The following is a 1066-nucleotide window of genomic DNA, read 5'->3' on the forward strand; positions in this document are numbered from 1 at the left end:
GCGGCGCGGGCGCCCGGGGCGTCGCCGGTGACCGCCACCGACCGGTGGTCGCCGGTCCCCAGCCGGCCGCGCACCCACAGGAACGGCTGGAGGTTGTAAGCGCAGGCCAGGTTGCCCGGATAGCCGTCGTCGAGCACGGTCACCAGCGCGGCGGGGCAGGCGGCGATGAGCCCCTCGGCCCGGCCGAGGTCGCCCGGCCGCAGCCGCGTGACGACCCGCGCGGCGTGCGCCCTGTCGTGCTCGCCGAGCCCGCCGAGGTCGCCGCGGGCCAGCCGCAACGCGCTGCCCCGGGCCTCCACGACCCGCGCGGTGTGGTGCCACGGCCCGGCGGTGGCCCTGGTCAGGGCGAGCACCGCGGCCTGCTCCTCGGTCACCGACATATCACCCACCGTCCGGTTGGACCGACCGTACGCGTGCCCACCGACAGAACCGGCTCCCGTCGTGCCGCCCGCGGCCGCCCGGCCCGCGCGGACGCGCCGCGGCACGGGAAAGGGCCCGGCGGCCGCAGGACGTCCGCGGCCGCCGGGCCCTTCGGAGGGGACGGGGTCAGGCCGCGTTCTCCTCGGCCTTGCGGGGCAGGACCTCCAGCTCGAACGCGCCCGACCTGACCGCCTCCAGGAAGTGCTGCCAGTCGCGGCGCGGGATCTCCAGGACGACGTCCGGGGAGGAGTCGTGGATGAGCTCCACGTGGTCGTTGATGCGGCAGGCCTTGACGCGTACGTCGTCGTTCATGCTGCGCTCCCTCGGGTTGACTGCGGCTGAGCGGCCCGGGGAGCCGGGGGCCGGGAGCTGCGCCGGGCGACTTTCCCAGCCGTCCGGGCCGTCCGCGTGACCCCGGAGGGCCGGGCCGCTCGGGAAGCGTGCCATCGTCGCGCGGGGGCCCGCCACCGCCGGTACGGGCGGTTCGGTAGAGACACGCCGATCGTGGGCGGAGGTCTGTCGTCCCGGGGGTGGAGAAAGGTCATCCGTGGGCCGGGGGCCTTGACAGGCGGGGTGGTGATCCTTATGCCTGGGCTCACGACTGGCCGTGCGCGGGCGTACGGCTCCGGAGCCGAGGTGACGGGAG

General features: G+C 76.3%; 2 protein-coding genes. Both read right to left on the bottom strand.

Translation table 11 applies throughout. From position 1 onward, the window contains the following. A partial coding sequence (locus tag ACWCSD_RS53025; protein ID WP_449927651.1) for a hypothetical protein occupies positions 1 to 380 on the bottom strand: 380 nt, incomplete at its 3' end. Positions 381 to 546: 166 nt separating this feature from the next. Continuing rightward, positions 547 to 732, bottom strand: a complete 186-nt coding sequence (locus ACWCSD_RS53030; RefSeq protein ID WP_352350903.1) for a hypothetical protein — start codon at positions 730 to 732, stop codon at positions 547 to 549. Between the last annotated feature and the right edge of the window lie 334 nt (positions 733 to 1066).

Source organism: Nonomuraea sp. NPDC001684 (genome assembly GCF_053596515.1).

Bases quoted from the DNA above. Each gene is read 5' to 3' on its own strand.
- ACWCSD_RS53030 (WP_352350903.1), bottom strand. From the start codon at position 732: ATGAACGACGACGTACGCGTCAAGGCCTGCCGCATCAACGACCACGTG.